23 protein-coding genes are annotated in these 24,992 nt (G+C 66.2%); 6 read left to right on the top strand and 17 right to left on the bottom strand.

What is annotated here, in order from left to right; genetic code table 11:
• Positions 1-432 precede the first annotated feature (432 nt).
• Positions 433-2,388, bottom strand: coding sequence for a glucosaminidase domain-containing protein (locus ACWKY3_RS05040; protein WP_449315333.1), 1,956 nt, complete (start codon positions 2,386-2,388; stop codon positions 433-435).
• Between the two features lie 491 nt (positions 2,389-2,879).
• On the opposite strand from ACWKY3_RS05040, the gene ACWKY3_RS05035 reads away from it, so the two are divergent.
• Together ACWKY3_RS05035 and ACWKY3_RS05030 are read left to right on the top strand one after the other, a co-directional pair.
• A complete protein-coding gene (locus tag ACWKY3_RS05035; RefSeq protein WP_449315332.1) occupies positions 2,880-3,605 on the top strand; it encodes a B3/B4 domain-containing protein in 726 nt (241 codons plus the stop codon).
• A gap of 95 nt (positions 3,606-3,700) precedes the next feature.
• Complete coding sequence (locus ACWKY3_RS05030; RefSeq protein ID WP_449315331.1) at positions 3,701-4,021, top strand: type II toxin-antitoxin system RelE/ParE family toxin; 321 nt, start codon at positions 3,701-3,703, stop codon at positions 4,019-4,021.
• Between the two features lie 57 nt (positions 4,022-4,078).
• Here ACWKY3_RS05030 and ACWKY3_RS05025 read toward each other — a convergent pair whose 3' ends face one another.
• A complete protein-coding gene (locus tag ACWKY3_RS05025) occupies positions 4,079-5,359 on the bottom strand; it encodes an O-acetylhomoserine aminocarboxypropyltransferase/cysteine synthase family protein (RefSeq protein ID WP_449315330.1) in 1,281 nt (426 codons plus the stop codon).
• 426 nt (positions 5,360-5,785) lie between these two features.
• On the opposite strand from ACWKY3_RS05025, the gene metA reads away from it, so the two are divergent.
• On the top strand, positions 5,786-6,727 hold the full coding sequence (gene metA / locus ACWKY3_RS05020) for a homoserine O-acetyltransferase MetA (protein ID WP_449315329.1): 942 nt from the start codon (positions 5,786-5,788) through the stop codon (positions 6,725-6,727).
• On the top strand, positions 6,708-6,944 hold the full coding sequence (locus tag ACWKY3_RS05015; RefSeq protein WP_449315328.1) for a hypothetical protein: 237 nt from the start codon (positions 6,708-6,710) through the stop codon (positions 6,942-6,944). The genes metA and ACWKY3_RS05015 overlap by 20 nt, the downstream gene beginning before the upstream one ends.
• Positions 6,945-7,008: 64 nt before the next feature.
• On the opposite strand, the gene ACWKY3_RS05010 is transcribed toward ACWKY3_RS05015, so the two are convergent.
• Together ACWKY3_RS05010 and ACWKY3_RS05005 are read right to left on the bottom strand one after the other, a co-directional pair.
• Complete coding sequence (locus tag ACWKY3_RS05010; RefSeq protein ID WP_449315327.1) at positions 7,009-7,635, bottom strand: sugar O-acetyltransferase; 627 nt, start codon at positions 7,633-7,635, stop codon at positions 7,009-7,011.
• Between the two features lie 24 nt (positions 7,636-7,659).
• Entirely contained in the window at positions 7,660-8,541 is an 882-nt protein-coding gene (locus ACWKY3_RS05005) for a putative manganese transporter (protein WP_449315326.1), read from the bottom strand.
• Between the two features lie 202 nt (positions 8,542-8,743).
• On the opposite strand from ACWKY3_RS05005, the gene ACWKY3_RS05000 reads away from it, so the two are divergent.
• Complete coding sequence (locus tag ACWKY3_RS05000; RefSeq protein WP_449315325.1) at positions 8,744-9,223, top strand: DUF2510 domain-containing protein; 480 nt, start codon at positions 8,744-8,746, stop codon at positions 9,221-9,223.
• Positions 9,224-9,440: 217 nt separating this feature from the next.
• Here the strand turns inward: ACWKY3_RS05000 and groL are convergent, their stop codons facing one another.
• From groL to ACWKY3_RS04985, 3 genes are all read right to left on the bottom strand, one after another.
• Positions 9,441-11,072, bottom strand: a complete 1,632-nt coding sequence (gene groL / locus ACWKY3_RS04995; RefSeq protein WP_449315324.1) for a chaperonin GroEL — start codon at positions 11,070-11,072, stop codon at positions 9,441-9,443.
• Positions 11,073-11,128: 56 nt separating this feature from the next.
• A complete protein-coding gene (locus ACWKY3_RS04990) occupies positions 11,129-11,416 on the bottom strand; it encodes a co-chaperone GroES (protein ID WP_449315323.1) in 288 nt (95 codons plus the stop codon).
• Between the two features lie 279 nt (positions 11,417-11,695).
• Entirely contained in the window at positions 11,696-13,783 is a 2,088-nt protein-coding gene (locus ACWKY3_RS04985) for an FAD-dependent oxidoreductase (protein WP_449315322.1), read from the bottom strand.
• A 305-nt stretch (positions 13,784-14,088) separates the two neighbouring features.
• On the opposite strand from ACWKY3_RS04985, the gene ACWKY3_RS04980 reads away from it, so the two are divergent.
• Positions 14,089-15,060, top strand: coding sequence for a LysR family transcriptional regulator (locus ACWKY3_RS04980; protein WP_449315321.1), 972 nt, complete (start codon positions 14,089-14,091; stop codon positions 15,058-15,060).
• Here ACWKY3_RS04980 and ACWKY3_RS04975 read toward each other — a convergent pair.
• The 10 genes from ACWKY3_RS04975 to ACWKY3_RS04930 all read right to left on the bottom strand — a co-directional run bounded on the left by ACWKY3_RS04975 (position 15,024) and on the right by ACWKY3_RS04930 (position 24,750).
• On the bottom strand, positions 15,024-15,704 hold the full coding sequence (locus ACWKY3_RS04975; RefSeq protein ID WP_449315320.1) for a response regulator transcription factor: 681 nt from the start codon (positions 15,702-15,704) through the stop codon (positions 15,024-15,026). The genes ACWKY3_RS04980 and ACWKY3_RS04975 overlap by 37 nt on opposite strands.
• Before the next feature lies 1 nt (position 15,705).
• Entirely contained in the window at positions 15,706-17,049 is a 1,344-nt protein-coding gene (locus ACWKY3_RS04970) for a sensor histidine kinase (RefSeq protein ID WP_449315319.1), read from the bottom strand.
• A 210-nt stretch (positions 17,050-17,259) separates the two neighbouring features.
• Positions 17,260-18,774 carry an FAD-dependent oxidoreductase gene (locus ACWKY3_RS04965; protein ID WP_449315318.1) on the bottom strand — a complete coding sequence of 505 codons (1,515 nt, stop codon included), beginning with the start codon at positions 18,772-18,774 and terminating at the stop codon, positions 17,260-17,262.
• A gap of 320 nt (positions 18,775-19,094) precedes the next feature.
• The gene (gene nadE, locus ACWKY3_RS04960) at positions 19,095-19,913 is read right to left on the bottom strand and encodes an NAD(+) synthase (RefSeq protein ID WP_449315317.1); all 819 of its coding nucleotides are present in this window, start codon (positions 19,911-19,913) and stop codon (positions 19,095-19,097) included.
• 1 nt (position 19,914) lies between these two features.
• Positions 19,915-20,568, bottom strand: a complete 654-nt coding sequence (hypB, locus tag ACWKY3_RS04955; protein WP_449315316.1) for a hydrogenase nickel incorporation protein HypB — start codon at positions 20,566-20,568, stop codon at positions 19,915-19,917.
• A 3-nt stretch (positions 20,569-20,571) separates the two neighbouring features.
• Positions 20,572-20,940, bottom strand: coding sequence for a hydrogenase maturation nickel metallochaperone HypA (gene hypA / locus ACWKY3_RS04950; protein ID WP_449315315.1), 369 nt, complete (start codon positions 20,938-20,940; stop codon positions 20,572-20,574).
• A gap of 184 nt (positions 20,941-21,124) precedes the next feature.
• Entirely contained in the window at positions 21,125-21,946 is an 822-nt protein-coding gene (gene tatC, locus ACWKY3_RS04945; protein WP_449315314.1) for a twin-arginine translocase subunit TatC, read from the bottom strand.
• A gap of 3 nt (positions 21,947-21,949) precedes the next feature.
• Complete coding sequence (locus ACWKY3_RS04940) at positions 21,950-22,930, bottom strand: Sec-independent protein translocase subunit TatA/TatB (protein WP_449315313.1); 981 nt, start codon at positions 22,928-22,930, stop codon at positions 21,950-21,952.
• A 260-nt stretch (positions 22,931-23,190) separates the two neighbouring features.
• Complete coding sequence (locus tag ACWKY3_RS04935; protein WP_449315312.1) at positions 23,191-23,391, bottom strand: CASC3 protein CASC3; 201 nt, start codon at positions 23,389-23,391, stop codon at positions 23,191-23,193.
• Positions 23,392-23,394: 3 nt separating this feature from the next.
• Positions 23,395-24,750, bottom strand: a complete 1,356-nt coding sequence (locus ACWKY3_RS04930; protein WP_449315311.1) for an amidohydrolase family protein — start codon at positions 24,748-24,750, stop codon at positions 23,395-23,397.
• Positions 24,751-24,992: the final 242 nt, after the last annotated feature.

Below are 24,992 nucleotides of genomic sequence, written 5' to 3'. Positions count from 1 at the left end.
GAGCTGTCAAAGTACAAAATCCAACAGTTTAAAAAGTTCAGAAACTCACGATTTGGGTCTTGACTTCATATAGCTGGTCTCCTCTCTCTTTGCCCCTTCTCCTTGCGTTCCATGATAGCCCCCTCCAAGCGGCTCCCCGATTCAAAGACGATAGCGTTAGGATTGCGATTCATTAATGGTTGTTGCGGCAACCGCTGATGGGTCGGAAGGCGCGGCGGCTCGCCTCGCCGCCCCTCCTTGTCCCGGCCCTCCTTGCCAATTCGCAAGGAAAACGCAAGCGCGCCGCAATGAAGCCTTCGCCCGCTCTGCGCTATGATGCGAACAAGGCAAGGCCGTCTCTCCCTCGGCGGCCGCCAAAACGAAAAAGGCGGGGCGCATGGCCCCGCCTTTCTTTTCGTATTCGTATCCCGAACGCCGCGCCCGGCACCGGCCTCACAAACGGCCTGCAAGCGCCCCCTCGCTCTGCACGATGGCCTCGACCTCCGCTATCAGGGCCTCCCCGTACGCATCCTGCCCTACCCCGTTCTGCGGCCCCGCGTCCGGCGTCGCGACGCGCCCCTTCGCAACGGCGTCCCGCACAAAGAACCCGTCCACCGCAAGGGAGCCCTCGTCAAGGGCGCGGCGCAGATCGTCCGCGTCCATGCTCCCGGACGCCCACGCCGCGCGCAGCGCCAGCTCGCCCTCGCTCAGCGAACGCACCTCCAGGATGCGGCGCGCGAAGCTTGGCGCCAGCTCGTCCACGCTAGCCACCTTGACGTCCTCGCCGGCCTGCGGTGCGTGCAGGTAGAACCCGTCCCCCAAATACAGGGCCACGTGGTACACGTCTCCGGCGCGATCGAAGAACAGCAGGTCGCCGGGCAGCAGGTCATCGAACCTGACCGGTTCGCCCTCGTGCTGCATGTCGTAGGTCGTGCGGCCAAGCGTGATGCCGAACGCCTCCCTGAACGAATGATAGATCAAACCCGAGCAATCAAGGCCGTCGGACGAGGCGCCGCCCCACACGTAAGGCGTCCCGATGTGCGACGTGGCCTCGGCCAGCAGCGCGGCGATGGTGCGGTTGTTGTCCACCGTTTTGTAGTCGAGCACCTCGTCGAATCGGTCCAGCTCATACGTCTCTATCAGGCCGATGATCTTCCCGGCGTACTGCGTGTCGGTGGCGTAGCGCCCCTGCAGGTACTGGGCGGCCTCGCGATAGGTGCTGGCGTTCTCGCGCCAAGCGCCCTGGTAGTAGCTGCCCATGTCGTCTCGCAGCAGGCAGGCGTAATCGCGCAACGAGTCCGACACCGTGTCGTAGGAGCGGAAGCTGCCAAGCACTTGGTAGAGCGTCCCCGCCCCGTTGTCCTCGGACGTGAGCAAAGACACGCTGCGCTGTCGGCCCTGTCCGTCGGTCCAGGCGCCCTTGATGCCGAAGAGGTTGTTGTGGGGAGCCGCCGCAAGCTGGCTGGTCCCCGAGCCGCTTTCAAGGATGGCCTGGGCTATCATGACCGAGGCGTACAGCTGGTGCTCCTGGGCGATGGCGCGCGCCTGCTCGCCGATGAGGGCGATGAACTTCTCCGTGTCCATGTCCTCGGTGTAGCGGTGCACCACGGGGATGGCGGTGGTGTCGGCGCGCCAAGAGCTGAGCGGAGAACCAGAAGCGTGCGCGGAATCGGCGGCCGCGCCCTCAACCCGCAGCGAAGGAACGCTCGGATCCTGGTTCTCGGGCGCAGGACCAGGGACGTCTCCCTCGTCTGCGTCCGAACCGTCCTGCGCAGGCTCATCGGGGCCAGCGCCGTCTTCCGTCTCCGCGTCGTCGCCGACGCCCTGAGCCGGATCGTTCGCATCGGCGTCGTCATCGGCCCCCGCGTCGTCGCCGGCCCCTGCGTCGTCGCCGGCGCCCTGCGCGGGATCGTCCGCATCGGCGTCGTCATCGGCCGCGCTTCCCGCGTCGCCGTCGGCATCCTCGTCGGCCGCGCCGTCATCGCCCTGGACGGGCTCCTCCGCATCGGCGCCATCGTCGGCCCCGGTGCCCGCATCGGCGCCCTCCCCGTCCGCAGGCGCATCCGCGTCGTCGGAAGCGGAACCGTCCCCGGCACCCGCAGATCCAACGCCAACGTCCGACGCGCCGCTTCCGGGCAGGCCGGCCTCAGCTTCGGCGGACGCGCCGCCCTCGGACGCAATCGGAACCCGCGACCCGGCGGAGACCGTGCCAAGGCCGGTTCCCGCTTCGTCCTTCTTGCCATCAACCTCGCCGGCGCTCTGCCGTTCCGGCGATTCGTCCCAGCCCTCTTTCGCTGTCCGAGATCCAGCCGCATCCGAAGAACCCGGTTGGGCAACGGCCCCAACAGTGGGCACGGACGCCGCCAGCATCACGGCTATCGCAGATGAGATCACTTTTCCTTTGTCCATGTTCGGTTCGCACCTTCTTTCCCGGTCGCATTCTCCGCCGAACAGCTTCCGAGAATCTCCTCGCAGTTTCGGAGGGCTTCCCCTCGCACGGCGCGGGGCCTCCTTCAAACAGCTCGACTTCCGTTAAAGGCAAGCAGCCTCCAACAGTATGAACGTTCAGCTTTATCTGGTACAGTAAAAATACCATATTCGGGAAATTCTCCGGATCCCCCTTGCCCCATCGAAAACCAGTCGAAAACCCCGGCGCAGGCCCCTTCCCTTCTTCGACCGCTCGCATCCGCCCCGGACCGCATGCGGCGCGCCTGCCCGGCCGGCACGCAAACCCCCTAGGGGCAGATCGCGTTGCCCATCCTGGGGAAAGTCGGCTACACTGGGCACGCACCAGAAGAGGAGGCGCATGCCGACATACCCGCCCAGCTTGCAATTGCACCGCATTCCGAATGGTTCGATTGGGACATCCAGGACGCAGCGAACAGACAACAGGAGGAGCCATGCAAAAGTTCATCGCGGAGGAATCGTTTTGGGAGCTGTTCCCCGAGGCGGCGATCGGGGTGGTTGTCGCAACCGGCATGAAGCCCACCGGGGAAGTGCCTTTCGAGGACAGCGCGGCCATCGCAAAGCTGCTCGCCGAGGCCAACACGCAGGCCGATCGCCATCTCACAAGCAACACCATCTCGCAAAACGAGGCCGTGCGCGTGTGGCGCGAGGCCTACCAGAGGTTCAAGACGAAAAAGGGCGCGCGCTGCTCGATCGAGAACCTGCTCAAGCGCGTGCTCAAAGGAAATCCCGTGGGGTCCATCACGCCGTCGGTGGACATCTACAACGCCGTCTCGCTCAAATACGCGCTGCCCGTGGGCGGCGAGGACATCGACTCGTTCGAAGGCGACCTGCGCTTGGGCATCACCGAGGGCGGCGACGCCTTCTGCGCGCTCGGCGAGGACGAGAACGATCCCACGCTGGCCGGCGAGCTGTGCTATCGCGACGATGCGGGAGCCGTGTGCCGTTGCTGGAACTGGCGCGATGGCCGTCGCACCGCCCTGTCCGACGATTCAAAGAGCGCGTTTCTGGTGATCGAATGCGTCGATCCAACGCGCCTCGGCGATCTGGACGCGGCGCTTCGCGAGCTTGCCCAGCTTGTCGAGCGCTTCCTCGGCGCCTCCGTCGAAACGCGCGCCATCGTCGACCGCGCGCACCCTGATCTGGTCATCGTCCCCTGACCAAACCAGCCGGACGCCACGCCGCCAGCGAGCGCCTCAAATTGCCGCCGTTCCCGCGGAAATGCGCAGACGCTTTGCAGACAAGATGGCCCATTATGAAGCATGACGTCGTATTTGCCGATAGCTTTGAAGAGGACTTGTCCTCGCTAGCAGCTTACGAAATGCAGTTCACCCTGTCTTTAGATGCGGTTTTCGAGCACTTCGACGCCATTGTGGACGAAGTGGCTTGCGCGCTTGAATTGCTTCCCGAGCGTTATCCGGAGAAGACCTCTGGTTTCACAAGCGCGAAAAGACGCAAATACACCATTGGGAAGTATGCGGCGTTCTACCAGGTTGACGAAGCTGCCCGCATTGTGCGCGTCGAGCGGCTCCTTCACAGCAAAGCCAACTTCGAGCGCATACATTTTGGGAATTGAGGTCCGTGCGGCGAGGCACGCCGCACGGACGGAGCACGCACATGAAACGCAAGGCCGCTACACTGCGGCAAGCGCCTGGTCCACGTCGGCCAGCAGATCCTCCGTGGCCTCGATGCCGCACGAGAGGCGCACAAGGTCGGGCGCGATGCCGGCGGCGGCCAGCTCCTCATCGTTCATCTGGCGATGCGTGGAGGCGGCCGGGTGCAGCACGCAGGTGCGCGCGTCAGCCACATGCGTGGCGATCTGCGCCAGCTTGAGGTTGGCCATGAACGTCTCGGCCGCCGCACGTCCGCCTGCCACGCCGAAGCTCACCACGCCGCTCGCGCCGTTTGGCAGGTACTTCTTGGCCAGCTCGTGCTGCGCGTCGCCGGGCAGGCCCGGGTAGCGCACCCACGCCACCTTCGGATGGGCCGCCAGGTGCTCGGCCAGCGCCAGGCCGTTTTTGTTGTGCTGGGCCATGCGCACATGCAGGCTTTCCAGCCCCAGGTTCACCAGGTAGGCGTTCTGCGGTGCCTGAATTGAGCCAAGATCGCGCATGAGCTGGGTCGTCGCCTTCGTGATGAAGGCGCCGGCCAGGCCGAAGCGCTCCGTGTACACCACGCCGTGGTAGCTCTCGTCAGGCTGCGTGAGGCCGGGGAACTTGTCCGCATGCGCGTTCCAGTCGAAACGTCCCGCATCAACAACGGCACCGCCCACGCTGGCACCGTGGCCGTCCATGTACTTGGTGGTGGAGTGCGTCACGATGTCGGCGCCCCATTCGATGGGTCGGCAGTTCACCGGCGTGGGAAACGTGTTGTCCACGATGAGCGGCACCCCGTGCGCGTGCGCGGCTTTGGCGAAGCGCTCTATGTCGAGCACGGCGAGCGCGGGGTTGGCAACGGTCTCGCCGAACACGGCCTTCGTGGTGGGCCGGAACGCCGCCTCAAGCTCCGCATCCGGGCAGTCGGGCGCCACGAACGTGAACTCCACCCCCATGCGGCGCATGGTGTGGGCGAACAGATTGTACGTGCCGCCGTAAATGGCCGAGCTGGCCACCACATGGTCGCCCGCGCCGGCGATGTTGAACACGGCGAAGAAGTTGGCCGCCTGCCCCGACGACGTGAGCATGGCCGCCGCGCCGCCTTCCAGCTCGGCTATCTTGGCCGCCACGGCGTCGTTCGTGGGGTTTTGCAGCCGTGTGTAGAAGTAGCCGGCCTCCTCGAGGTCGAACAGGCGGCCCATATGCTCGCTCGTGTCGAACTTCCAGGTGGTGGACTGGTAGATGGGCACTTGGCGGGGCTCGCCGTTGCCGGGGCGGTAGCCGCCCTGCACGCAGACGGTGGACAGTGACTCGCTCATGAAACGCTCCTTGCGTTACGGGTTCAATGCGACCGGCTCATTATAGCGACGCGGCCCGAACCCCGGTAGCGGCCGGTTTCGGATAATGGGCAATCTCTTTTTACGATAACCGGATTATCTGCTGAAAGGATGACCTGCGAACGAACCGACATCGACACGCGGCGCCAACCCTCACGCGCGCGTTGCCAACCCCTCGCCTGCTGCGCGTTCGCATGCGTGCCGCCCCTTGCCAGCGAACGCGCCCGGGCGCCGCCAGACGCGGGCGCAACAAACGGCGAACTCGGATTCCGCCTGCTGCGCACGCGATAACCTGTCATCGCTTTTACGTATAGCCTAGCTATCTGTTTTGCGCGTTGACGACGCAGGGACTGTCGTACAATGGACGCTCGCACCAACCGCACGCCACCGGACGAAGAAGGAGCCTTCATGCCCATCAGAATCCCCGACTCCCTGCCCGCCACCGACATCCTGGAAGGCGAGAACATCTTCGTCATGACCGAGCACCGGGCCATGCACCAAGACATCCGCCCCTTGAAGGTGCTCCTGGTCAACCTCATGCCCACCAAGATAGTCACCGAGACGCAGATCATGCGCAAGCTCTCGAACACGCCGCTGCAGGTGGAGGTGGAGCTTGTGCAAACAGCGAGCCACGTTGCCAAGAACGTGTCCGAACAGCACCTTGAGGCGTTCTACACCACGTTCGACCAAATCAAGGACCAGCGCTTCGACGGCATGATCATCACGGGCGCACCGGTGGAGCTGCTGGACTTCGAGGATGTGGATTACTGGGACGAGCTGGCCGCCATCATGGACTGGTCGGCCGCCAACGTCCATTCCACGTTCCACATCTGCTGGGGCGCGCAGGCGGGCATCTACCACCACTACGGCATCCCCAAGTACGAGCTGCCCGAAAAGCTCTTCGGCGTATTCGACCACACCGTGGTCAAGCCGTCTTCGCCGTTGGTGCGCGGCTTCGACGACACGTTCCGCGCGCCGCACTCCCGTTTCACCGAGGTGCGCGCCGCCGACATCGAGGCGCATCCCAGCTTGGAGCTGATCGCCACGTCGGAGGAGGCCGGCGTCTACATAGCCAAGAGCACCGACAGCCGCCACTTCTTCGTGTTCGGCCATCCCGAGTACGACGCGGGCACGCTGCAGGCTGAATACGAGCGCGACATCGCCAAGGGAATGGACATGGCGCTGCCCGCCCACTACTTCCCCAACGACGACCCCGCGCAGCAGCCGCGCTCCACATGGCGCGCCCACGCGCAGCTTTTGTACACGAACTGGCTGAACTACTATGTGTACCAGACCACGCCTTACGACCTTGACAAGGTGGGATCGGACGATGACGGAATCCAAGCGTAGCCGTCCACGCTACCGCATCCGCCCCGTGACGACGCCTCTGCCCTCGCGCGGGATGCGAAACGGGGCGAAACGGCAAGACGACACCACGCAAACTGCCGGGGCGGGCGCACCCGACCCGTTCGTCCGTCCCGAAGCCGAAGACGACGACGGCTACGACCCGTTCTCCGACCGCCCGCCCGATCCCGAGCCCGCGTTCCAAGAAGACCCCTGGCGATGAGGGGCAAAGCGCCGGCCGCCCTCGAACGAACGCGCCAAGCGCCCCCGGCGGAAGCGCCCCGCCCTCAGCGCCCTTCGGCCTCCACGGCCGCCCGGTAGGCGGCGCGCTTGGCTTCCCAGTAGGAGGCATCCTCGGCGGTGATGGGGCGCAGCACGCGGCAGGGATTGCCAGCTGCCACCACGTTTTCGGGAATGTCCCTGGTCACCACCGAACCGGAGCCGATCACCGTGTTGCTGCCGATGGTCACGCCCGGGTTCACCACCGCGTGCGCGCCGATCCACACCCTGTCGCCGATGACGATGGGCTTGCAGCTTTCCAGCCCGCTCGCACGCACGTCCGCGTCAAGGGGGTGCGTCGCGGCGCACAGGCTCACGCGCGGCCCCACCATCACGTCGTCGCCAATGGAGATAAGGCAATCGTCGAGAACGATCAACCCGAAGTTCGCGAAAAAGCGCTCCCCCACATGGAGGTTGCAACCGTAGTCGCAATGCAGCGGCGGCTCGATGCGCGAGCCTGCGCCCACCGCGCCCAGCAGCTCCTCCAAAAGCTCGCGGCGGCGCTGGTCCTCGTCTTCGCGCGTGGCGTTGTACAGGCGCGTCAGACGACGCGCCCGCATCCCCATCTCCATCAGCTCGGCATCGCCCTCAAACAGGTACAGCTCGCCCGCCAGCATGCGGTCTTTCTCGGACATGAGCCTCCTCCCAAAGTCGGCGGCCTAGAACACGATGCCCAGGGCGTTCGCCGCCAGCCCCCACAGCACTCCCGTGGCGTACAGCCCCGCCACGATGGCCGCGTTCTGCCGCCAGCGACGGTTCGAGCGGAACAGCACGAGCAAGCCCACGCCCGCGCTCACCAACAGGCCGGCCAGCATGGCGCCCGACCCCAGCGCGCCCTCCACGTACAGCTGCGCGATAACCACGCTGGCCGCGCAGTTCGGCACCAAGCCCACCAGCGCCGCGCCGAACACCGACAAGGCCGGGTTCGCACCCAGGAAATCGGCGAGCGCGTCCTCCCCCACCGCCTCCAGCACGCCGTTCAGCGCCACGGTGACAACGAAGATGAACAGCGTCACCTGCAGCGTGTGCTTGAGGGCGCTTCTCAGGATGCCGCCCTCGCCGCCATGGCAGTGGCAATGATCCTGCTCGCACAGCTCGTGGATGTGCAGCGGCGCGTCGATGCGACGCGCGATGCGCATGCCCGCGTCAACGATGAAGCCCATCACCATGCCGATGACCACCTTCGTCCCGACGATCTTCACGATGACGTCGACCGGCACCTGCTCGGCTAAGAAAATGGGCAGCATCTCGTCGGAGGTGGAAAGGAACACCGCGAACAGCGTGCCGAGCGTGACCACGCGCCCCGCCCACAGCGTTGCCGCCGCAGCCGAGAACCCGCACTGCGGCACCGCGCCCAGAAGCGCGCCCACGAAAGGACCCGCCGCTCCGGCGCGCTGGACGGCGGCCTCGGCCTTGCTGCCCGTTTTGTGCTCGAGCCACTCCATGGCCAGATACGTGACGAACAAGAACGGAACGAGGTAGAGCGTGTCCTCGACAGAATGCTCCAGAACATGTCCTGCGATATGCGTGAATTCTTCCATAGCGCCGTATTGTAACCCACCGCCGAACCCCGGCGCGACGCAACGCCCCATCGTCGCGAAACAGCCACGTTACAGATGCGTGACACCCCTGTAACGCAAAATTGAATGCGCTTCTTCTTCGCTGATCATCGGGCCTTCGTCGCCGAAATTGACGTATACTTGCAAATAAGTACTCAGTTCTCTATCAATTTTGGAGGCAGCTATGACCAACCCGCAAGCCGGATGGTATCCCGATCCGTCGGGAGACACGTCGAAGATCCGCTACTGGAACGGAACGCAATGGACCGACGACTACGCCGACGCGCAGCCTTCCGCCGGACAGACAGCAACAGCAACGGCAACGGGCTTTGAGGCCCAGCAGCCTGCGGCAGACAACCCGGGCGCCACGTCCGCACAGCCGACCGTGAGCAGCACGACGTACTATCCGCAAGCTGTGCCGGTGTCGGGGATGTCGGACAACGACCGCACGCTCAGGCTGGTGGCGTTCGTGTTCTGCATCTTAGGAGCGGTGGCATGGTGCTGGGCCATCATCCCGCTGGCATGGATGGTCCCCATGACGGTTCATGCCTGGGGCATCTACAAGGGCACCAAGGACAACACCACGGCGTTCGGCGTGTGCACGCTCATCTTCCTGTCGCTGGTAGCCGGCATCCTGCTGCTCGTCTCCAAGAAGGACCGGTAAGACCTCGTCGTATGCGGGTCGTCCGCCGCGCGTGCGAGCGGCGGACGACCCGCATACGCGCACGCGCGATCCACCGACGCCGCACTGCGGACAGCGTTCGCCGCTTTCGCAGCGACCCGCATTCGCGCACGCATGACTCACCCGCACGTGAAAAGGGAGGGGCCGCATCGCGCGGCCCCTCCCTTCGTTTGCAGGCTGGTTTCGCAAGCCGGACGGCTTACATCATGCCGCCCATGCCGCCGCCGGCGTTGGCCAGCGCGGACAGGTCCGGACCCTCCTGCGGGATCTCGTTGATGGTGGCCTCGGTGATGAGGATGAGAGCCGCCACGGAAGCCGCGGACTGCAGCGCGGTGCGCGTGACCTTGACCGGGTCGTTCACGCCCATGTCAATCATGTTGCCGTACTCGCCGTTGGCGCAGTTCAGGCCCTCGCCCTTCGCCATGCCCTTGACGTGCTCGACCACAACGCTGCCCTCGTAGCCGGCGTTCTGGGCGATGGCGCGCATCGGAGCCTCCAGGGCCTTGCGAATGATGGCGACGCCCACTTCCTCGTCCTTGTCGGCGGTCTCCACCGAGTCGAGCGCGGGCAGGGCGTCCACCAGGGCCACGCCGCCGCCGGCGACGATGCCCTCCTCCACGGCCGCGCGGGTGGCCTGCAGGGCATCCTCGATGCGGGACTTCGTCTCCTTGAGCTCGGACTCAGTGGCAGCGCCCACCTTGAGCACGGCCACGCCGCCGGAGAGCTTCGCCAGGCGCTCCTGGAGCTTCTCGCGGTCGAAGTCGGAGTCCACGCGCTCCAGCTCGCTCTTGATCTGGGCGATGCGGTCCTCGATGGCCTTCTTCTCGCCCGCGCCGTCCACGATGAGGGCGGTGTCCTTGGTGACCTTGACCGTCTTGGCATGGCCCAGCATGTCGATGCGGGCATCGGCCATGGTCATGCCGAAGTCCTTGTCGATGACCTGCGCGCCCGTGACGGCGGCGATGTCCTCCAGGATGCGCTTGCGGCGGTCGCCGAAGCCGGGGGCCTTGATGGCCACGCAGTTGAACGTGCCGCGCAGCTTGTTGAGCAGGATGGTGGCCAAAGCCTCGCCCTCAACGTCCTCGGCGACGATGAACAGCGGGCGGCCGGACTTCATGATCTCCTCCAGCAGGGGCACCATGTCCTGGATGTTGGTGACCTTCTGGTCGGTGAGCAGGATGTAGGGGTCGGAGAGGACGGCCTCCATCTTCTCCATGTCGGTGGCCATGTACGGGGAGATGTAGCCGCGGTCGTACTGCATGCCCTCCACGATGTCCATGTCGATGCCGAAGGTCTGGCTCTCCTCCACGGAGATGGCGCCGTCCTTGCCCACGGCCTCCATGGCCTCGGCGATCTTCATGCCGATCTCGGCGTCGCCAGCGGAGATGGTGCCCACGTTGGCGATCTGGTCCTTGCCGGCAACCGGCGTGGCGTCGGCCTTGATGGCCTCGACCACGGCGTCGGTGGCCTTCTGGATGCCGCGGCGGATGCCCAGCGCGTCGGCGCCGGCGGTCACGTTGCGCAGGCCCTCGGACACGATGACGTCGGCCAGAAGCGTGGCGGTGGTGGTGCCGTCGCCGGCCACGTCGTTGGTCTTCACGGCAACCTCGCGCACCAGCTGGGCGCCCATGTTCTCGACGGGATCCTCAAGCTCCACGTCCTTGGCCACGGTCACGCCGTCGTTGGTGATGGTGGGGGCGCCGTAGGACTTCTCCAGGGCCACGTAGCGGCCCTTGGGGCCAAGCGTCACCTTGACGGCGTCGGAGAGCTTCTTGACGCCGGCGGCAAGAGCGCTGCGGGCATCGGCCTCGAACTTGATGTCTTTCGCCATGATGCTACTATCCTTTCAACTGCGTTGCTGTTGCTTGGGTATGAAGCGCCTGAGGGCTACGCGAACACCGCGTACAGATCGTCGGCGCGCAGGATGAGCACGTCCTCGCCGTCCACATGGATCTCGGTGCCGCCGAACTTGCCGTAGACCACCTTGTCGCCCACCTTCACCGGCACGGGCACCAGCTTGCCGTCCTTGTCCAGCTTGCCGTCGCCCACGGCCAAAACGGTGCCGCTCTGGGGCTTTTCCTTCGCCTCGGTCGCAAGGTACAGACCCGACGCCGTCGTCTCCTCGGCCTCGTCCTGCTTGACGATGACGCGATCACCCAGAGGTTTCAGATTCATAACGCTGCCTTCCTTTCGTCGTCCGACGCGTGCACGGATCGTGTAGCGCATCTTCGCTATTTAACCACTCCTGTGCGGTGACTGCTAGCACTCTGCGGTAACGAGTGCTAAACATTGAGTTATCATAGCAGCCTCGGTGGCGAATGCAAGCGAATTCGCCGAAATGTGAGCGCCTGTGACTGAGGTTTGACACAATCGCCAGACGATCGCCACAATTGAAAAAGGGCGGCCGCGCCTGTGCCGGCGCGGCCGCCCTTGCCTTGGAAGCTCTCCCGTTCGTCAGCGCGCGGAAACGCCCCGCCCGGCAATCTGGCCGAACGTGAAGATGTCCGCGATGGCGTTGCCGCCCAGGCGGTTGCCCGCATGAACGCCGCCCGTCACCTCGCCTGCGGCGAACAGGCCCTCAATGACCTGGCCCTGCTCGTCAAGCACGCGGGCCTTGGCGTCAATGACCACGCCGCCCATGGTGTGGTGCAGCGACGCGCGGCGCGGGCTGATCACGAACCCGACGCCCTGCGTGCCCTCCACCGCCTCGATGTCGACGGCGCCCGAGATGACCTCTTTGCCGAAGTCGTCGTCTTTTTGGTTCTCGAAGTAGCGGTTGTACGTCTCGATGGTGGCGCGCAGCGCGTCGGCGGAGAAACCCGGGGCGACGCCTGCAGCGGGGCTCTTGGAGGCCTCGGCCAGCTCCTCGAGCGTCTCGCCGTACCACACCTGGCCCGACTCGACGAAGTCCTTGATCGAGCCCGAGGGCGCCATGCTCTCGTACTCGGCGCCCTTCACCCAGCCGTCCTCGCCGGCCACGCCGGCGTACAGGATGTAGAAGATGCCGCCCTCGAGCTTGAGGGACGCCTTGGCCAGCACGTCGCGCTCGGCGTACTCGTCCACGAACCGGTTGCCCGCCCCGTCGATCCATATCTGCTCGGAGGCGTCCCCCCACACGCCGTCGGTCATGGTTCCCTTGACCGGCGACGACGAGGGCATCATCTGCGCCACTTCAAGGCCGGTGGTGGCGGCCCCCACCTCTTGGGCCATGACGATGCCGTCTCCTTCGTTGGTGCCCATGTTGGTGGTCAGCGTGGTGTCGCTGAGGTCGTCGCCCCAGTACTTGTCGTACTCCTTCACCATGGCCGGGTTCGCGCAGTAACCGCCGCATGCGAGCACCACGCCCTGGGCGGCGTTGATGGTGATCTTGGTGCCGTCCGAGCGCTCGGCCACCGCACCCGCAACCGCGTTCCCGTCCATGACCAGCTGCTTGGCGGCCGTCTCGGCGTACGAGGACACTCCGACCTTCTCCGCCGCCTCGCGCAGGCACGTGATGCGGTCCTTGCCCTCGACGAACGTGTGCGTGCGCGGCCACATGGCGCCGAGCACCGTGTACAGGCCCTCGGTGGCCTTCGAGCCGTACACGCACTCCATGCTTTGGGCGTCCATCCACTCGAACGTGCCCAACGCGTTCTCGGCGAGCGTGCGCGCAAGATCGATGTTCGAGGCAATCCACGTGCCGTCGGACAGCTCGCGCAGACCACCGACGTAGATGTGCCACATATGCAGCGAGACGGAGTCGAACCCGGGCAGATCGACGCCGGGCGTCTTCCCCTCGTTGGCCGCGTAGTACGCCCGTATCTCGTCTTGCAGGGCGACGAGCACGTCTTTCCATTCAGGGAACTGGTCGAACTTGAGCGCGGGGTCGTCCGTCGAAAGGGCCAGATAGCCGTCGAGCGTTCCCTTCTGGGCCGCCGAGAGCCGCATGATGGCCTGGGCGTCAGGGTCCACCGCGTTGAAGGCGGCGCCGGCCATCATGGTGTTCCCGCCGAACACCGAGCCCTTCTCGATGAGCGTGACCTGCGATCCCGCCTCGGCCGCCGTGATGGCCGCCGACCAGGCGGCCCCGCCCCCGCCGATCACCAGCACGTCGGTGTCCCACGTCTCGTCCGGACCGGGAGACGCTGTGTAGGCGTTCTTCTTCAGGGCGCCCATGTCAAGCCCCGCGTTCTTCGCCGCATCCTCGGCTGCGGCCATAAGGCCCATCGAGCACAGCGTGGCCCCGGTCACCGTGTCCAACGTGGTGGTTTGGTGCTCCACGATCTGGGCGGGAATGCGCTCAAGGGCCACTTCCGCCACGTGGGGGGTCTCCTTCGCCTCCACCACATCGACGTTCGTGATGATGCCGCTGCTCACATCGATGGACACCTTGATGTCGCCCTGCATCCCCTGACCCACGCCCTCGAACGTTCCGTTGACGGCGGCGCCGGCGTCGGCGTCGCCCGCTCCGTTCGGAGCGCAGCCGCCCGCCGTCGCTCCGGCGGCCGCAAGCGCGCCCAGGCCCAACGCCCCCTTGAGAAACCCCCTGCGATCAAGTGCCATGACGATTTCCTTCCTCCTGCTCCTGCGGATCCTGCGAAACGAGGGCGCACCGCACGCCGCTTTGGGCATCGCGGCGCCCAAACTGAGAAAAACCGCTTTCGCGCAACGCGCCCTTCGAGGTCAGGATAGACGCGCGACGCAACGCAGGCGAAGCAACGTATAGCTGAAAGCGACAACGATTTGTTGAAAGAGATGCCTCGGACTCATCGAAGGGCGCATGCTAGAATGGGCACGGCGTTTGAGGGCGCCCGCGCATCGCAGAAGACGGCCTCAAGCCGCAAAAACACGCGACGGAGGGGAACGCCGTGATCGACATCGACATGAGGCAGCTTTCGTACTTTCTTGAATCGGCGGAAACCGGAAGCTTCTCCCGCGCCGCCAAGAGCCTGTTCGTCTCCCCGCAGGCCGTGTCGAAAGGCGTTCAGATCCTCGAGGGCCGCTTGGGCACGCCGCTGTTCGACCGCAGCAACGGGCTGCATCTGACGGAGTTCGGCGCGGCGGTTCGCGACGAGGCGCGCAGCGTGTTTCTCGGCCTCGACCGGATCGAGCAGATCGCCTTGCGCTACCGGGAGGGCGATCAGCGGGTTGTGGCGGTGGGCATCAACCCCCTGTGCCTCAAAACGCACGGCGGGACGCTCGATGTGGACTCCCTGCGCGACGCGCAATCGGCCCTCCCCGAAATCAAGTGGAAGTTCGTCGAGATGAAAGGCGACCTTCTCATCGACGAGGTCATGCGCGGAACGCTTGAATTCGGCATAAGCGGCTCCACCCCGCCAAACGGCGCGGAGAAGACGGTGCTTTCCCTCTACCCTATGGCGGCCGTGGTGTCGGCATCGCTGGCGCGGTTCAGGAGCCAAGCGTCCGCAACGCTGCGCGACCTGGCCGAATGCGGGGCGCTCTCCCTCCCCGGGGAGGAGGCCATCCTCGCGTCCCTTCTTGATCAAGCCCCCGCCCTGGAGCCGTCTTTGCGCTTGTCGCCCCTCCAGATAGAGCTGGAAAGCGACACGAGCGCCATCGCCCGAGGAGACGTCTTCGCCATCAGGCCCCTCCAGCACGCGCAGCGGACGATTCGCGACGAAGGGGTTCTTGTCGTGCCGCTTGCCCACGAGGACGGAACGCCCGTCGTCATGCCGCTGCACCTGTTCTGGCGATCCCGGGAGCTCACCGAAGCGGAATCGCGCTTCGTCAAGCACATCGAGGATCTGTACCGCGACCGATCCGCCGACGGGGAAGGGGCGCGCTACCGCAGGCCCGGCTTCACCAAGCCGCTTTCGTAGGCGCGCACGACAAGCTGGGCGCGATCATGCGCGTCGAGCTTCGCCATGATGCGCGCGAGGTGCGTTTTGACCGTGGCGGGCGAGATGAACAGGTCCGATCCTATCTCGTCGTTCGTCAGGCCGCGCGCCACCAGCACGAGGATCTCCCGTTCGCGGTCGGTGAGCTGGGACAGCCCGGCCGCCCGAGCAGCCGCCATGCCGATAGGCCGTGCGGCCACGAACGTCTCGATGAGCCGGCGTGTGATGGAGGGCTGTATGAGCGCGTCGCCGCGCGCGACGATGCGCACGGCGGCAGCGATGTCGTCGGGTTCGGCGTCTTTGAGCAGAAAGCCGCTCGCACCGGCGGCAAGGGCGTCGTAGACGTACTCGTCCAAGTCGAACGTGGTCAAAATGAGCACATGCACGTCGGCAAGCCGCGGATCGCTGCGAATGGCGCGCGTGGCCTCGATGCCGTTCAGATGCGGCATGCGAATGTCCATGAGCACGACGTCGGGCTTCAGGCGCTGCGCAAGCTCGACGGCCTCCTCGCCGTCGCGCGCCTCCCCCACCACGTCGATGGTCCCGTACGACATGAGGATGAGCCGAAACCCGCTGCGCACCAGGTCTTGGTCGTCGGCCACCAGCACGCGCGTCTTCTCGCCCATGCTATGCTCCCTTCTCCCCAAAACGGGTTGCGGCCGAATGCGGGAAGCTGCCGTCCGGCGAAGCTCCGTCGCCGGCCGCACCGCCAAGCGGGATGCTCGCCGCCACGCGAAACCCGCCGGCAGCCGCGTTGCCGGCCGAAAACGATCCGCCCAGCAGGCGAACGCGCTCGGCCATGCCCTCGATGCCGTGGCCTCGCCCGTCGGGCGCCTGTGGCAGCCCGCCGCCAGGCTCTGCCGAAGCGCCTGGTTCGCCAGGCGCGACGTAGCCGCGCCCGTCGTCCTCCACCGCAAGGCGCGCCTGCCCGTCCTCCGTCGCCAGCCGGATGGACACCGTTCGCGCGTCGGCATGGCGCACCGCGTTCGTGGCGGCCTCCCGCGCGATGCCGAACAGGGCCATGTCCACATGGGCGGGCACGTCGGCGCGGCGGTAGCGCGCCGTGTCCACAACTGCCGCAAGCCCCGCATCGCGCAGGTAGGCCGCCAGATCGCCCAGGCGGTCGGTCCCTGCTGCGGGAGCCGTCTCGGGCGCCTCGTCGCCATGGCGCAGCACGCCGATCATGCTGCGGATGTCGTCCAAAGCGGTTTTGGCCGTGGCGCGCACCGTGGCGACGGCCTCCTTCGCGGCGGCCGGGTCGATGTCCATCATGCGCTCCGCCGCGGCGGCCTGGACGCTCACGGCCGACAGGGAGTGCGCCGTGATGTCGTGCACCTCGCGTGCGATGCGCACGCGCTCCTCCTCCACGCGGCGGGCCGCCTCCTCCTCGCGCGAGCGCTCCGCCTCCGCAGCGCGCTGCTCGGTGGCCTCCACGTAGGCGCGGTGGGTGCGGTACGCGTACCCCGCGAAGCCCGCCGCAACCACCAGGGCGATGTTCTGGAAGCGCGTGAAGAACGCGAGGCTGGCCGTGCGCGACGGCGCGTCCGCCAGCAGAAGGCCCGCCACCGCTGCCGCTGCCGCTGCCACCGCCTCAAGGCGCCCCCGCTCGCTGGCGATGGTGCACACGGCCACCACGGGGCCCACGATGGTCAGAGAGAACCCCGCGAACGCGTTCTGCAGGCCCAAGAACGACACGAGGCAGAACAGAAACACGGGCCACGGGAAGCGGCGGCGCAGCACCAGCGGCAGCGTGGTGATGGCAAGCGCCACGAACACCTGCGCGTTCGGCACCACGTTCACCGTGCCCAGGTACTGGCGCAGCGCCAGATCGGGAATCACGATGGAGGAGGCCGTGAGCATGAGCTGCGCCGCGCCGAACAGAAACGCCGCCGCAGCCACGGCCACGTCGACGGCCCAGTCCTTCGGAGTCATGTCGCAGTTGTTCACCAGGTAGTTTTCCATAGCCGCCATACTACGCGACCCACGCCACCCGCGCCATACACCAACCGGCGTAAAGCGGAACTCTCTGCCAAACCGCCATTGACGCAAGCCCGTGCCCATCGCGCTCCAAGCCGAACGCCCCCTCATCGGACGCCCCGGAAGGCCCGGCCCGTTCGTCGGCCGGACCTTCCGGGGCGCCGGCGACGACTCGGCGGGAGCGTCCAAGCGGACCTTTCCGCGCTACCCCTCGGACGAGCTGAGCGCGTCGACCACGGCCTGGCCCACCAGCATGCCGAACGTCCCGTTCGACGCCAGCCCCTCGCCACCGTCGGCCGCCACCGCCCCGCAGCAGCACACGTTCAGGATGGTCGCGCCCGACGTCCCTATCAAGCGCCCGTCCTCGTCGGTTGCCGCGCCGCCGCGCGTGCGGTAGCGCACCGGAAGCTGCTTGACGGCGTAGTAAGGCGCTTCGAGCGTTTCCAGGTTGGCCTCGCGCCCGAAATCGTCATCCTTCCCGGCCTCCGCCATCTGCCCGTAGCGGTCGAACGTGGCCCGCAGCACTTCCGGGGAAACCCCTATGGCATCCGCCAGATCCTCCACATTCTCGCACGGACCCACCATCCGGCGCGCGTTCTTGCTGGAAATCTGCGCCGCGCTGCGCGATTGGGAGCCTTCGCTCAAGCGCTCGTCGAACACGGTCCACCAAAAGCCGCGCTCGTCGCTAAAGCACGCGTCCGCCGCGGCGTTCACGTCGTCTTCGCGCGCGAACCGGTGCCCTTGCGCGTCCACGACAAGCGTCGGCGCGAACATCCCCCACGCCGAAACCGGCGGCAGATCGCCGATGAGCGGCAGCGTCAAGTCCATGCCCGACAGCTGGCCGCCCGCGCGGCGGCACAGCTCGTGCCCCTCGCCCATGGAGGCGTACGTGTAGCAGCCGACGCGCAGCCATGCCGGCGCGTTCTCGTCCACAAGCGCCTGATTGCTGGCGAACCCGCCCGTGGCCACAACCACGCGCCGCGCCCGCACGTCTATCACATCACCGCTCTCCTGCGCAAGGAAACGCACGCCGCAAACCGCAGCCTGCTCGTCCAACACGAACGCGACCGCCCGGTAGCCCGTCTGGAACGCGACCCCCTTGCCCGCAAGGGCGTCGCGCAGCGGCACCATGACGCTTTCCATGTCGCCAAGGCCGTTTTTCGGCAGGAGGATGGCGTCGTTGACCCCTTCGCGGGCGTACTGGGACGGATCGCAGAACTGGGCGCCGTAGACGTCCTCCATCCGGTCGATCCACGTTGGAGCCGCCAAGTACAACCGCTTTGCGAACTCCAGGTCGCTCGCCCCGGCATTGGAGAGCTGCTTTTTGCGCGCGGGCCACGCCTCCTCCGCGGTCTGCGCGATACCGGCAGCCTGCTGCAGCTTGCTGCCCGCCACGTGCATGATGCCGTTCGAAGAATAGCTCTCCCCGCCCAGCAAAGACAGCTTCTCGGCCACCATGACCGAAAGCCCCGCCTCGGCGGGCGCCATCGCGGCAGAGAGGCCGGCGATCCCGCTGCCCACCACCAGCACGTCCACCGACGTCGAAAACGAGACGGGCGGCTGGCCGACCGCCGTCGCCTCGGCCTCCGTTCCACTCGCATCCGTCGAGGGCGGCATCGCGTCCGTCACCTGGTCAAGAGCGCAGGCGCCCAGCGCTCCGCCCGCCGCCAGCGACGCGGCCGACACGCCGGCCAGCTTGAAGAACGAACGGCGCTCCATGGCGACAGGGCTCCTTTCCTCATTGGCATGTTCGCGCACACGCCCCAGAGTATAAGGACGCGCGACGCATGCGAGCCGGCCTCGCACCCTGCCGTCACGCAATCTTCGCAAAGAGACGTGCAAGGAGGACGCCCCTGCCCGGGAAGCGCCGCAAGGCACTCCCTTGGGCACCGAGCGCCCCCTCGCCACGCTGAGGCGTTCGCGCCTTCGCGTCGCGTCGCCCTAAAGCCACGCCCTGCCGCACGCAAAGCCCGGCAACGCGGACGCGCCGCCGACGCGAGGGGGTCGGCCAACGCCGCGTGCGCGCGCCCGCGCGGCGCTTACCCGTAGAACGGCGCGTCGGGAAACGGAGGCTCCAGGGCGCGCTTGAACGCGGTCGCGCGCACCGTGGTCAGCACGCGATCCACGTCGCAGCGGGCAAAGCCGGCCGCCTCCAGCGCCTCGGCGCCCAGACCGCGCTCCACGTGCGCCACAAGCAGCGCATCGAGCGTGGCGTAATCGATCCCCAGGCTCTTCTCGTCCTCTTGACCAGGTGAAAGCTCTGCACTCGGCGGCTTGATGAGCACGTGCTCGGGAATGGGTGGCACCTGCCCCGCCGCGCGGGCCTGTTCGTTGCGCCAGCGGGCCACCTCGTACACGTCGGTCTTGTACAGCCCGCCGATAGGGGCGAACGCGCCGGCCGTGTCGCCGTAGAGCGTGGAGTAGCCCATCATGGCCTCGCTCTTGTTGCCGGTGTTCACCAGCATCCAGCCGTGCGCGTTCGACAGCGCCATGAGGCACACCATGCGGCAGCGCGCCTGCGTGTTCTCGGCCGCCAAGCCTGAAAGCTCGCCGCCGCACGCCGGCGCAAGCGCGCGCGCAAACGCCTCGTACGGCTCGCGGATGGACACGGTCTGCGCCTGGATGCCCAGGTTGGCGGCCAGATCCTGCGCATCCGTCACCGAGTGGTCGCTGGAATACGGCCCCGGCAGCAGCACGCCGTGCACGCATTCGGCCCCCAGCGCGTCAACGCACATGGCAGCCGTCACCGACGAGTCGAGGCCCCCCGACAACCCGATCACCACCTGGGAGAACCCGGCCTCCCTCACGAAGCCTCGCAACGCATCGACGCACGCGTCGTAACGCTCGTCGGCCCGCATGCTACTGGATCTCCCGGATGCGCTCGGCCAGCCACTCGGCCCATTCCTCCACGCCCTCGCCCTTCGTGGCGGCGATGGGGAAGATGGGCGCGGTCGGGTTCAGCTGGCGCACGGACGCATCGAACGCCTCGCGATCGAAGTCGAACACGGACATGGTGTCCACCTTGTTGAGCACCACGGCCTCGGCCACCTGGAACACGCCGGGATACTTGAGCGGCTTGTCATGGCCCTCGGGCACCGACAGGATCATCACCTTGGCGTTCTCTCCCAGATCGAAGTCCGTGGGGCACACCAGGTTGCCCACGTTCTCCACGATGATGAGATCGAGCCGCTCCAGATCCAGCGCGTCCACGGCCCGCTTGATCATGGCGCTCTCCAGATGGCACGCGCCGCCCGTGTTGATCTGCACGGCGGCAATGCCCTGGGCCTTGATCTTCTCAGCGTCCACGTTGCTGGCGATGTCGCCTTCGATGACGGCGATGTTGAACTCGTCGCGCAGCGCGTCGATGGTGGCCAGGATGGTGGACGTCTTGCCCGACCCGGGGCTGGCCAAAAGGTCGAGCACGAACACGTGATGCTCGGCGAATCGCGCGCGCAGCTCGGCGGCCAGCTCGTCGTTTTTCTGCAGGATGGGCTGCTTGAGATCAATCTGCATGGGTTACCCCTCGCCTTCCTCGTCATCCGGAATATCCACTTCGATGCTGTCTATTTGCAGTTCGCGGCCGGCTATGAGCTCGGTGGCGAAGCCACCGCATTCCGGGCACAGCAGATGGAAACGGTCGTGCTCGAACTCGGCGCCGCATTCCAAGCAGCGGCTCTTCGGCCGCACCATGGTTATCGCAAGCTCCGCGCCCTCGCACAGCGTGCCCTCCGACAGGGCCTCGAACGCGAACTCCAGCGCGTCTTTGATGGCCTCGGTCATCTCGCCCACCGACAGGCTCACTTTGAGGACGCTCGTCGCCCCGGCCTGCCGCGCCGACACCTCGACCGCCTCCATCACGCCGGTCATGATCCCTAGTTCGTGCATGACGCTCCTTCGCACCCGATTCCCGTTCGCACCCATGGTAGCCGAACGGCCGGACCGAACGCGCCTAAGATGGCGCGGCGCAGGGCGAACGTCACCCGGAATACGCAAACGGCCCGCCGCAACCAGCGACGGGCCGTCCTCGGCAACCGGGCGCAACCGCGCATGCGACGCGCCCCGCTTCCGCCTACTTCTTCTTTTTCTTGGCGGCCTGCGCCTCTGCGGCCTCCTCCGCCTCTTCGCGCTCAAGGTCCTCCGTCTGCTTCTTGATGCGCTTGCTCAAAACGATGCGCGCCATGAGCAGGCTTATCTCGTACAGGGCTATCAAAGCCGCGAACATGAGCAGCATGGTGACCGGCGAGGCGTCCGGCGTGGCCATGGCCGAGATGACCATGAGCGCCACATACACCGTCCGCCAGCTGCCACGCAGCTTCTTGTACGGAATGACATCGAAGATGACCAGGTAAAACACCACCAACGGCAGCTCGAACGCAAACCCGAAGGCAAGCTCGAACTTGATGATGGTGTCGATGTAGGTGGACATGCGCGGAGCAACGGTGCCGAAGCCGGCGGCCTGATCCGTCAGCCATTGGAACGCCGGATCGAGGATGACCAGATAGCAGAACACCGTGCCGAACACGAACAGCGCAACGGCCGCGGCGAACGTGGGGATGAACCACTTGCGCTCGTTGGGCTTGAGCGCCGGCAGGAAGAACGCGAGGATCTGCCAGAGGATGACCGGGGCGCAGGCGACGATGGCGGACCAGATGGAGATCTTGAACCGGGTGGAGAAGCCCTCGAACGGATCCAAGGCTATCGTGGTGGCGGCGCCGGTCTCGTCTTGCGGAATGTAGTTTTTGATGGGTTCCAGCAGGAACTGGCCGATGGTGTCCGAGGCCAGGTAGAACACGATCACGCCCACGACGAGGCAGGCGATGATGCGCACAAGGCGCATGCGGAGCTCGCCCAGATGGTCGAACAAGGGCATGCGCGCCGGTCCGATAGGCATGGCTTACTCCCCTTTCCCGTCGGTCGTGGATTTGGCGGCTTCCGCAGCCTTGGCGGCCTCGGCGGCCTTCCTGTTGGCGGCACGCGTTGCGGCGGCCTTCTTCGCGGCGGCCGAGCGGGCGGCCGCTTTTTCCGCGTCGGTCTTGGGCGCGGCCTTCTTGGCGGCCGGCTTCTTGGCTGCGGCAGGCTTGGAAGCCGCGGGCTTGCTCGCCGCAGACTTCGCGGCCGAGGGCTTGGCGGGTGCCGACTTGGAAGCCGTCGCAGCGGGCTTGGAGGCTGCGGGCTTGGAGGCCGTCGACGTCGCTGCGGGCTTGGGGGCCGTGCTGGAAGCGGGTTTCGCAGCTGCCGGCTTGGGAGCCGCAGCGGCGCTCTTTCCGACTGCGGGCTTGGCGGCCGTGGCCGCAGGCTTCGCGGATGCGGGCTTGGCGGCGGAAGTCGCCGCAGGCTTTTTCTCGGCAGGCTTGTCGCCAGCGGGCGCGGACGATGCGGCGGCCGGCTTCTTGGCCGCAGGCTTCGTGCCGTACAATTCGCTGGGAGACGGTTTGGGCTTGGCAGCGGACGACGCGGCCGGCTTGGCGGCGGCCTTGGACGCCGTCGCAGCCGCAGTTGCCGTCGCGGCCTCCACCGGCTTCTTCTCGTCAGCCTCGCCCTGGGCCTTCTCGGCCTTCTCGGCCTCGGCGGCCCGCTTTGCGGCCCGCTCCTTGTCGTAGCGCGCCTTGCGCTCCGAGAAACTCTCGGTCTTCTCGGCCTTCTTGTCTCCGTCGGCCACCTTCGACAGCGCCTCCAACGGATTCTTGAACGGCTCGTCGGAGTCCGGGTCGTACACCTCGGTCTTGATGACCTTGTTCATCTCCTCTTGAGCGCTTCTGAACTTGTTGATGGCCTTCCCCAGCGTCTTTGCCATAGCCGGCAGCTTGTCGGGCCCGAAGATGAGGAACCCGAACAGCAGAATGAGGAACAGCTCGAATCCACCGATTCCAAACAAAGCAAACCCCTTTGCGCGGTCTATCCGTTCTTGCATATGCGCCTGGACGCGCACCGAATCATACTAGCACAACGAAGCGCGTGCGCGCCGAAGGAGTGCCCGTCACGGCAAAAACCGGCAAAATCGCGCCGAAGCGCCCAGCACGCTCGACGTCCCCGACACGTCCGAAGCGCCCAGCGCGCCCGATGCTACCGAGACGTTGGCGCGCTCGAAGCACCCGAGGACCCCGCGCGCTCAAGCCGCCCGAAAGCCCGCGCGCCCTACGCGCCGCCGTTCAAGAACGCCAGCGCCACCGTGGGGATGCCCAGCGCCAGCACCAAGATGACGCACACCACCACGGTGAACACCTTCTTGGTTTTCTCGGCCGCCGCGCGACGCTCCTTCTCGCGCCGTTCGCGCTCCTGCGCCGCCTTGACGCGCTCGCTTTTCTGCTTGGCCGTGAGCTTCTGTTTCTTGGTCATGGTCTACGCCCTCAGCTTGCCGCGGATCTCGATGACGCGGGCGATGTTCTTCGCAACCTCCACGCCCACGTTCCACTTGTTCTTCTCGTACAGGATGGAGCCGTCCACCATGGTCATGAGCACGTCGGCCCCGCTCGTGCCGCCCACGATGGCCGACACCGGCTCGGTGGTGGGCGTCTGATGGGAGCCGGACAGGTCGATGGCCACAATGTCGGCGCGTTTGCCCACTTCAAGCGACCCTATCTTGTCGTCCAGCTTAAGCGCCCGGGCGGCGCCGATGGTGGCCATCTCCAGCATGGTCTGCGAATCCAGGAAGGTCCCCACGTTCACCGCGCGCTGGACCAGCATGCCTATGCGCATGTCGATGAGAAGGTCGGTGGAATCGGTGGCGGCGGGCGAGTCGGTGCCCAAGCCCATGCGCAAGCCGGCGCGAAGGAACTCGTTGATGGGGGCCACGCCCATGCCCAGCTGCGCGTTGCAGCGGGGGCACACGGCCACGGCCACGTCGTATTCCCTCAGCTTCTTGATGTCCTTGTCGTCCACGTGCACGCAATGGATGGCCAGCACGTTGTCGGATTCGAACGCGCCCCAGTTCAGCGCGTAGCGCACGGGCGTCGTTCCCGTGGGAAGCCACGGCGGGATCTCCACGAAGCCGCGTTTCTGGTCCATCGTGTGCACGGCGAACGGAGACGAGCCGTATTTGATGAAGTTGTACTCCTCGCGGTTGCCCGCCATGTGCATGGCCACGGGGACGTTCTCGCGGCGGGCGAACTCGGACACCTTGCCGAACACGGAGGGATGGCACACGTACATGGCCGCCGGCGCGATGCCGATGGTGATGCGGTCGCCGTCAACCTCCTCGCGCCAGTGCATGATGTCGTTCTCGGCCAGGCGCATGGCGTAGTCCACGCGGCGCTTGTCCATGGAACCCACCTCGCGGTAGATGACCCCGCGCATGCCCAGCTTCTGCGTGGCCGTGCAAGCCGCTCCGGTGGCGGTGATATCGGCCACCGTGGTTATGCCGCTCGAAAGAGCCTCCAACCCGCCCAGGATGGCCGAGTCGTACCAATCTCCCACGTCCATCTTCGCGCTTTTCTCCATGATGGACATGATCCACGTGGTGTAGGGGACGTCGTGGACGATGCCGCGCATGACCGCGTTCTCGAGGTGGGTGTGGAGGTCGATGAGGCCAGGCATGATGGCCGCCATGCCGAAGTCGACGACCTCTTCGTCGGGATAGCGCAGCTTGAGCATGTCGGTCGTGCCGATGTCGCGAATGGCGCCGTCGCGAACGAGCACCGCGCCATGCTGCAGCGGCTCGGACGTGATGGGAAGAACGTACTGTGCGCACAAGAGCATAGCTACCCCGCCCTTTCTCCCGTGATCTCCCGTGATCCATGCGTTTGGTGTACGGAGCATCATAGCATTCCCCGAGTGGTCTGGCGCGCGCTCTCCCGCAAACGCACAGAGGGGCGCGGAGGAGGGGCACGGGTGCAAGCACCGCCTCGCAATCGCGCGCCTCCCTTGACAGAAAGGAAAAAAAGGAAAGAATAGGAAAAAAAGGAAAGGACAAGGTTATTAGAGAAAGTCCAAGACGACGG

It is taken from the genome of Rubneribacter sp. (assembly GCF_965361815.1).
The sequence above is the reverse complement of the archived record's forward strand: the minus strand, read 5'-3'. Positions and strand labels throughout refer to the sequence as shown.

Bases quoted from the DNA above. Each gene is read 5' to 3' on its own strand.
- ACWKY3_RS05040 (WP_449315333.1), bottom strand. From the start codon at position 2,388: ATGGACAAAGGAAAAGTGATCTCATCTGCGATAGCCGTGATGCTGGCG.
- ACWKY3_RS05035 (WP_449315332.1), top strand. From the start codon at position 2,880: ATGCAAAAGTTCATCGCGGAGGAATCGTTTTGGGAGCTGTTCCCCGAG.
- ACWKY3_RS05030 (WP_449315331.1), top strand. From the start codon at position 3,701: ATGAAGCATGACGTCGTATTTGCCGATAGCTTTGAAGAGGACTTGTCC.
- ACWKY3_RS05025 (WP_449315330.1), bottom strand. From the start codon at position 5,359: ATGAGCGAGTCACTGTCCACCGTCTGCGTGCAGGGCGGCTACCGCCCC.
- metA (WP_449315329.1), top strand. From the start codon at position 5,786: ATGCCCATCAGAATCCCCGACTCCCTGCCCGCCACCGACATCCTGGAA.
- ACWKY3_RS05015 (WP_449315328.1), top strand. From the start codon at position 6,708: ATGACGGAATCCAAGCGTAGCCGTCCACGCTACCGCATCCGCCCCGTG.
- ACWKY3_RS05010 (WP_449315327.1), bottom strand. From the start codon at position 7,635: ATGTCCGAGAAAGACCGCATGCTGGCGGGCGAGCTGTACCTGTTTGAG.
- ACWKY3_RS05005 (WP_449315326.1), bottom strand. From the start codon at position 8,541: ATGGAAGAATTCACGCATATCGCAGGACATGTTCTGGAGCATTCTGTC.
- ACWKY3_RS05000 (WP_449315325.1), top strand. From the start codon at position 8,744: ATGACCAACCCGCAAGCCGGATGGTATCCCGATCCGTCGGGAGACACG.
- groL (WP_449315324.1), bottom strand. From the start codon at position 11,072: ATGGCGAAAGACATCAAGTTCGAGGCCGATGCCCGCAGCGCTCTTGCC.
- ACWKY3_RS04990 (WP_449315323.1), bottom strand. From the start codon at position 11,416: ATGAATCTGAAACCTCTGGGTGATCGCGTCATCGTCAAGCAGGACGAG.
- ACWKY3_RS04985 (WP_449315322.1), bottom strand. From the start codon at position 13,783: ATGGCACTTGATCGCAGGGGGTTTCTCAAGGGGGCGTTGGGCCTGGGC.
- ACWKY3_RS04975 (WP_449315320.1), bottom strand. From the start codon at position 15,704: ATGGGCGAGAAGACGCGCGTGCTGGTGGCCGACGACCAAGACCTGGTG.
- ACWKY3_RS04970 (WP_449315319.1), bottom strand. From the start codon at position 17,049: ATGGCGGCTATGGAAAACTACCTGGTGAACAACTGCGACATGACTCCG.
- ACWKY3_RS04965 (WP_449315318.1), bottom strand. From the start codon at position 18,774: ATGGAGCGCCGTTCGTTCTTCAAGCTGGCCGGCGTGTCGGCCGCGTCG.
- nadE (WP_449315317.1), bottom strand. From the start codon at position 19,913: ATGCGGGCCGACGAGCGTTACGACGCGTGCGTCGATGCGTTGCGAGGC.
- hypB (WP_449315316.1), bottom strand. From the start codon at position 20,568: ATGCAGATTGATCTCAAGCAGCCCATCCTGCAGAAAAACGACGAGCTG.
- hypA (WP_449315315.1), bottom strand. From the start codon at position 20,940: ATGCACGAACTAGGGATCATGACCGGCGTGATGGAGGCGGTCGAGGTG.
- tatC (WP_449315314.1), bottom strand. From the start codon at position 21,946: ATGCCTATCGGACCGGCGCGCATGCCCTTGTTCGACCATCTGGGCGAG.
- ACWKY3_RS04935 (WP_449315312.1), bottom strand. From the start codon at position 23,391: ATGACCAAGAAACAGAAGCTCACGGCCAAGCAGAAAAGCGAGCGCGTC.
- ACWKY3_RS04930 (WP_449315311.1), bottom strand. From the start codon at position 24,750: ATGCTCTTGTGCGCACAGTACGTTCTTCCCATCACGTCCGAGCCGCTG.